This window comes from Myxococcus sp. AM011 (assembly GCF_013372595.1).
GTDB classification, from domain to species: domain Bacteria; phylum Myxococcota; class Myxococcia; order Myxococcales; family Myxococcaceae; genus Myxococcus; species Myxococcus eversor.
Map to the genome: position 1 here is coordinate 1 of NZ_JABXEM010000402.1, position 7,118 is coordinate 7,118.

Annotated in this window: 4 protein-coding genes; 1 reads left to right on the top strand and 3 read right to left on the bottom strand. The window is 72.9% G+C overall.

All coding sequences use genetic code 11. The features are described from left to right. Positions 1–235: 235 nt before the first annotated feature. Positions 236–1,327 (bottom strand): ribosome small subunit-dependent GTPase A, encoded by a 1,092-nt coding sequence (gene rsgA, locus HUW62_RS44545; protein ID WP_176437902.1) that lies wholly within the window; start codon positions 1,325–1,327, stop codon positions 236–238. 336 nt (positions 1,328–1,663) lie between these two features. Between rsgA and HUW62_RS44550 the strand changes: the two genes are divergently transcribed. Then, on the top strand, positions 1,664–5,287 hold the full coding sequence (locus HUW62_RS44550; RefSeq protein WP_176437903.1) for a serine/threonine-protein kinase: 3,624 nt from the start codon (positions 1,664–1,666) through the stop codon (positions 5,285–5,287). Positions 5,288–5,299: 12 nt separating this feature from the next. On the opposite strand, the gene HUW62_RS44555 is transcribed toward HUW62_RS44550, so the two are convergent. Together HUW62_RS44555 and HUW62_RS44560 are read right to left on the bottom strand one after the other, a co-directional pair. Then, positions 5,300–5,830 carry a hypothetical protein gene (locus tag HUW62_RS44555; protein WP_163871097.1) on the bottom strand — a complete coding sequence of 177 codons (531 nt, stop codon included), beginning with the start codon at positions 5,828–5,830 and terminating at the stop codon, positions 5,300–5,302. An 85-nt stretch (positions 5,831–5,915) separates the two neighbouring features. Further along, positions 5,916–7,118, bottom strand: a 1,203-nt coding sequence (locus tag HUW62_RS44560; protein WP_176437904.1) for a sigma 54-interacting transcriptional regulator, incomplete at its 5' end; no start/stop codon positions are given.

Consider the following 7,118-nt stretch of genomic DNA (forward strand, 5'->3'; position numbering starts at 1 on the left):
GGTCAGAGGCGAGCCCCCCGGCGCGCCTCATCCCCCCTCGAACGCGGTGCGTCCGAAAACTCGAGTGCCGGCGAACCGCCCGGACACTCCCCCCACCCGCCTTTCAGACGCTCTGCGTCTGAACCCCTTGGACATCCCGGCTCTGCCCGGATGTCCCCACCTTTCGAAATATCCAAACGCGACGCGCGGGAATCCTTGAGCGGGACATTTCCGCGGAGATTTTTCTCCCCCGCGCTCAGCCCTTGCGGCGCTTGGAGCGGGAGACTTCCCACCCCGTCACCGTGCGGCCCTTCTCCAACTTGCGCTGCTCGCGCTGCGCGGCGGGGCTCGTCTGCCGCGACTGGAAGGCCTTCTCGCGCTGCAGCTTCTCGAAGTTCGAGAGCCGCTCGGGGGGGAGCGTTCCGGCCTGGATGGCGGCGCGCACGGCGCAGCCCGGCTCGTTCTGGTGCGTGCAGTCGCGGAAGCGGCAGCCGTCGGCCAGCTCGAGGATGTCGGCGAAGGTCTGCTCCAGCGCCTCCTCCTCGTCCCCCATCAGCCCCAGCTCGCGCATCCCGGGGCCGTCGATGAGCAGCCCGCCATGGGGCAGGAGGAACAGCTCTCGGTGCGTCGTCGTGTGACGCCCCTTGTCATCCTCCACGCGGACCGCCTGGGTGGCCAGGCGCTCTTCACCCAAGAGCCGGTTGACGAGCGTGGACTTGCCCACGCCGGAGGAGCCCAGCAGCGCGCCCGTCTTGCCGGGGGGCATGAGCGCTCGCACCGCGTCGAGCCCCTCGCCGGTCCACGAGCTCATCGCGAGCACGGGGACGCCGGGGGCGAGCGCCTCCACCTCCTGGATGAGCGCCGTCGCGTCGTCGTGGAGGTCCACCTTGGTGAGCAGCACCGCGGGGGTGGCGCCGCTGCTCCAGGCCAGGGTGAGCGCGCGTTCGATGCGGCGGGCGTTGAAGTTCCCATCCAGCCCGGAGACGAGCAGCACGACGTCCAGGTTGGCGGCGATGAGCTGGCCCGCGCCCTGCTGCCCGCCGACTTCGCGGCGCACGAGCACGCTGCGGCGCGGCAGGACGGCGTGCAGCATGCCCTCCCCTTTTCCGGGGGGCAGTTGGATGGCGACCCAGTCCCCCACGGTGGGCAGCGACTCGGCGCCGGGGGCCTGGTGGAGCAGCTTTCCCGAGGTGCGCGCCAACAGGGTGCGCTCGGAAGTCAGCACGGTGACGAGCCCACGCTCCTGGCGCACCACGCGGCCGGGGACGAGGGGAAGCGGGGACGACGCGACGACGGTGGAGAACGACTGGGCCAGCTCGGGCCCCCAACCAAAGGTTTCAAGTGACACGGGGAAGGACTCCGGACAGAGCGGTGCCTGCGGCGCACCTCGGTTCTTCAGGGGCACCCGGAGACGTGGACCGCGCTGTGACGGGCCTGCACGCCGGCCCTACCAGGCCCGCGTCCTCCGGGTGAACAGGACTCCCACCGCGGCAAGATGAATGTCGGCGTTCATGGAGCCTCCAGGGGACAGGCGGGACGACGACGCTCGCCGTCCGGCGCCCCCTGCATATCAACGCCTCGCGCTCCGTGCACGGGGGATATGGCGCCGGGGCGGGTGCTAGAACCCTTCCCCTCGACGTCTCGGGAACGAAGGCCACGCAAGGCGGGAGCCAGGGAACGGGCGATGCGCGAGGACCTGGAGGCGCAGCTGCGGGCATTGCTCTTCGAGGGCCTGCTCTCCGACGACGAGGTGGAGGCGCTGCGGGCAGAGGCCCTGCGCCGACAGACCGCGCCCCTGGAGCTGCTGAAGGAGCGGGGGCGACTGTCCGAGGACACGCTCGCCTCGCTGCGCGGCGCGGCCCTCCTCCAGGCAGGCGCGCTGGTGGGCGCGCCCACGGCAACCGCCCACGTCGGCCCACCCAGGACGCTGGAGCCGGAGCCTCCGGGAGCGGAGCCGTCCTTCCCCGTCCCGGGCTGGGAGCGCTACGCGCCCCTCCGCTTCCTGGGCCAGGGGGGCATGGGGCGCGTCTTCCTGGTGCGGGACACGGTGCTGCGGCGTCACGTCGCGCTCAAGTTCGTGCGGGACGACGACACGGGACGCGCGCGGCACTTCGTCGCCGAGGCGCGGGCGCAGGCGCGGGTGGACCATGAGCGCGTGTGCAAGGTGTACGAGGTGGGCCAGGTCCAGGGCCGGGCCTATATCGCCATGCAGTACGTGGACGGCAAGCCGCTGCACGAGCTCGCGGAGGTGCTCACGCTGGAGCAGAAGGCGCTGATACTGGCGCAGTCCTCGGAGGGCGTGCACGCCGCCCACCGCGCGGGCCTCATCCACCGGGACCTCAAGCCCTCCAACATCCTGGTGGAGCGCACGGCCGACGGACAGTGGAAGCCCTACGTCATGGACTTCGGCCTCGCCAGGGACCCGGGCGAAGGGGCCACCGCCACGGGCTCCATCCTCGGCACGCCGCACTACATGGCGCCCGAGCAGGCGCGCGGCGAGGTGAACCGGTTGGACCGGCGTGCGGACGTCTACGCGCTGGGCGCCACGCTCTACGCCCTGTTGGTGGGCCAGCCGCCCATCCCCGGTGGCAACGCGCTGGAGGTGCTCAGCCGCATCCCCGTCGAGGACCCCAAGCCCCCGCGCGAGCTGGCGCCGGAAATCCCCGCGGACCTGGAGGCCATCGTCCTCAAGTGTCTGGAGAAGGAGCGCGCGGCCCGCTACGACTCGGCGCGCGCGCTCGCGGAGGACCTGCAGCGCTTCCTCGACGGGGAGCCGGTCCTCGCGCGCGCGGTGGGCACGGCCTATCGGCTGTCGCGGCTGACGCGCAGGCACTGGCGCAAGCTGCTGCTCGCGGCGGTGGCCGGCCTGCTGGTGCTGCTGGCTGGAGCGCAGGCGGTGCTGGCCCGGCGCGAAGCCGACACGCGAGAGCATCTGGCGCGCCGCTTCTCCGAACTGGCCGAGCACGTGGAATCCCGCGCGCGCTACACCGCGCTGGCGCGGTTGCACGACACCCGCCAGGAGCGGCGGGTGCTGGAGACGCGGCTGGCGGACATCTCCGGGGAGATGCGCGGCGGCGGAGAGCACGCGCTCGGACCGGGGAATGAAGCGCTGGGCCGGGGCTGGCTCGCGCTGGGAGAGCCGGCGCGCGCGCGGGGACATCTGGAGGCCGCGTGGAACCACGGCACCCGCACCCCGCGCGTCGCGTGCGCGCTGGCGCTCGCGTTGGGGCAGCTCTACCAGGAGCGGCTGCGCGCCTCCGAGCACCTGCCCGCCAAGGAGCGACAGGCGCGGCGGCAGGAGCTGGTGACGCTCTACCGGGAGCCCGCGCTCGCATGGCTGCGGCAGGGCAGCGGCGCCGACCTGCCTCCCGCCGAGTACGTCTCGGCCCTGCTCGCCTACCACGAGGAGCGGTACGAGGACGCACTGGAGCGACTGGATGCGCTGGGGGACCGGCTGCCGTGGTTCTTCGAGGCTCCCCTGCTGCGAGGTGACGTGCTGGTGGCCCGCGCCACCAGTCACTCGGACGCGGGACGGCGCGAGCGCGCACAGGAGGACCTGGACGCGGCGAGGAAGGCCCACGCCCGCGCGGCCGCCCTCGCGGAGAGCCTGCCCGAGGCACACCTGGCCCTGGCCAGCGTCGAGCAGCTGGCCCTGCGCATGGGCCTGTATGGCCAGGGGGACGTGACGCCGCACCTCGAACGGGCGCTGGAGGCGCTGGCGCGCGCGCTCACCGCGTCGCCCCACCACGTGCCATCGCTGGTGAAGAAGGCCCACCTGCACCGCAGGCTCGCCGAGTTCCGGAGCCGACAGGGCGGCGACGCGGCGGCGGCGCTGGAGGAGGCGCTGAAGGCGGCCCGGGCCGCGGCAGAGGTCGCCCCCACCAGCAGCGACGTCCGCCACGCGCTGGGGCTCGTGCTCTGGCAGGGCGCGCGGATTCAGCAGGCGCGCAGCGAGGACCCTCGGCCGATGCTGCGACAGGCCATCGAAGCCTTCGACGGCGTGGCGCCCGAGGAGCGCGGCTACGACTACCACTCCAACCTGGGCCTCATCTTCAAGGTGTGGGCGGACCACGAGGACGCCGTGGGCGAGGACTCGCTCGGCAACCGAGCGCGCGCCATCGACGCGTACCTCACCGCCATCCGCATCGACGAGGCCCTGCCGGACGCGTGGATCAACCTGGGCAGCGCCTGGTTCAAGCGCGCGTCCCATCCTCGCAACCCGGACGCGGACGCGGACCTGGAGCGCGCGCGGGAGGCCCTGGAGAAGGCGCGCACGCTCAACCCCCGCAACCTCGTCAGCCACTTCTACGAGGCCCAGGTCCATGCGCTGCGCGCCGCGCGGCTGCGCGATGGTGGAGGTGATGCGCGCCCGTCGTTGGACATCGCGCTCGCTTCGTACAGGAGCGCCCTGGCCCTCAACGCGGAAGTGCCGCAGCTCCATGGCGGCGTGGGGCTGGTGCACATGGAGCGCGCGCGGGACGCGTGGCTGCGCGGCGAGGACCCCTTCCCCGCCCTGGACGAGGCCCGCGCGTCCTTCACCCGCGCCGTGGCCCTCGCCCCGAAGCAGGGCCTGCCGCCCAGCAACCTGTCGGAAGCCCACGTCACCCGCGCGGCCCTGCGACTGGCCCGGGGAGAAGACCCGCGAGACGACGCGCGCGCGGCGCGGCGCGAGGCCCGTGCGGCGCTCGCGCTCCAGCCGGACCTGTCGACAGCCTGGGCCAACCTGGGACAGGCCCACCGGGTGCTCGCCGCCTTCGCGCTGGAACGAGGCGCGGACGCGAAGCCGGAGCTGGACGCCGCCGAGCAGGCCCTGGGCGAGGCCCTGCGGCGCAACCCCCGCGACGAGGAGGCGCTGCGCTACGCCGCGGAGGCCCGCGCCCTCGGCGCCGCCTGGAGCGTCCTGACAACGAAGGATTGGGAGGCCGCCTTCCTCCGCGCCGGGCAGGCCCACCTGGCCGCGCTCACCGTCAGCTCCCGACCGCGCGATGACCGCCGCGCGCTGGCGCGACTCCACCTCGATTGGGCCCTGGCCCGTCGGCGCGCCGGACAGGACGCGCGTGACGTGCTGGAGCGCGGCCTGTCGGAAGTGGGCACCGTGTTGAAGGCACGCCCCGAGGACCAGGAGGCGCGCGCGCTACACGCGGCGCTGGAGCTCACCCAGGCCCGGGCCTCCCCGGAGGCGCATCCCGGCCAGCAGGCGCGGGCGCGCGAAGCGCTGGCGAAAGCGCTCACCGCCCGTCCCCTGCTCGCGCGAACCTGGGGCCCCCTGCTCACGCAGACATCGAAGGAGCGCCCGACGTCACCGTGAGGGCCCTCGGTGTCAGTCCTCCTCGCCCGGGTCCCTGACCACTTCCAGCTCCCCTGGCTGGCCCGCGCCCGTATCGGTACTGACGGCGAAATAGTGGCCCCCCAGGAAGACCTTGGGGCGAATCGTTCCACACCACTTCGAGTCGCGCCCCGCCGCCGTCAGCGCGATGTCCATCTTGTCGTAGTCCACGAAGAGGGCGTCGGCATCGGGCCCGAAGAACTTGAGCGTGGCCGCGTTGACGCCGGGGGCGAGCTGGAACTTGACCGGTTGCTTGCGCCGCAGACAGCTCCTCGCGGGCGACACGGGCAGGGGTCCCCTGGAGAGGGTGATGACACACAGCTTGTTGTGGTCCAACGGGGGGCAATACGCGCCCTGCGCGGGACAGGGAGCCTCCACGAGCTTGGGGCAGGCGGTGCCGTCGTATTCCGCCAGGGATTGAACGCCCGGCTCGGACGCCTCGTCGACTCCGGATGCGTCCGGAGCGCAGCCCCACCCCAACGACAACATGACGATGCCTGGCCAACGCTTCCAATGCCCTTGCATGGTGCACACCTCCCCGCCACGTCGCCCGGCCGCGGGGGCCCGGCCTGGAGATGGCGGTGTGTGAAGCTTGCCACGACCCACGACTTCACGACGTGGGGGGCTCGAGCCCCAGCTCCCTGACGCGCCGCTGGAGCGCGCGGCGGGACACCTCCAGTTGGCGCACCATGGCGTCCAGGTCTCCGCCACAGGCCTTGAAAGAGCGGGTGATGTCCTCCGCGCTCAGGTCCTTCACCGTGCGGAGGTGGGGGCTGCGGTCCACCAGGTTGTAGAGCGACGCCCGGGTGATGCCGAGCTTCTCCGCCGTGCCCTTCAAGTCCCACGAGCACTCACGCAGCGCATCCAGCAGCTCCCGCTCCGTCACCTCCGACGGTTTGCGCCGCGTCACCAGCACGGGCGCCCCATCCTCGTCGCCCGGGGACGTCGGCCCCAGCTCCGCCTCCAGCGCCGCGTCCACCTGGAGTCGGGGCTGCCCCCGGCCACTGATGACAAGCTGGCGGGCCACGTTGCGCAGTTGCCGGACGTTGCCGGGCCAGTCATGCCGCAGCAGCCGCGACGCCAGGGCCGCCGGCAGCCAGGGCTCCGCATAGGGGTCCTGGGGCTCCAGGCGCCAGCCCTCTCCCAGCCCCTCCAACTCCAGCCGCGCGAAGTGGTGGAAGAGCAGGGAGATATCCTCCCGCCGCTCCCGCAATGGAGGCAGGTGGATGGAGTAGCCGGAGAGCCGATGCAACAGGGGTGCGCGAAAGCGGCCCTGCTCAATCAGGTCCTCCAGGGGCGCGTCCGTCGCCGCCACCAGCCGCACGTCCGTGACGACGGGGGTGTGCGCGCCCACCGGGTACATCTCCCCCGTCTCCAGCACGCGCAGGAGCGCCACCTGCACCTCGGCGGGCGCCTCTCCCACCTCGTCCAGGAACAACGTGCCGCCGTGCGCGGCGCGGAAGAAGCCCTCGCGGCTCTGGGAGGCGCCGGTGTAGGCGCCCCGCTGCGCGCCAAACAGCTCCGCCGCGGCCAGCTCTCGGGACAGCGTGCCCAGGTTGACGCTGACGAAGGGCCCCTTGCTCCGATTGCCACGCTGGTGGAGCGCGCGCGCGATGAGCTCCTTGCCCGAGCCCGTCTCGCCCCGGATGAGCACGGGCACGTCCAGGTCCGCCACCTGGCGGACGCGGGTGCGCAGCCGCCCCAGCGCCGTGCTCTGCCCCACCATGCCCAGAGTGTCCGCGGAGCGCTCCTCCTCCAGCGCCACGAGGTGCAGCAACACCACGACCCGCCCGGCCAGCTCCAGCGTCACCCC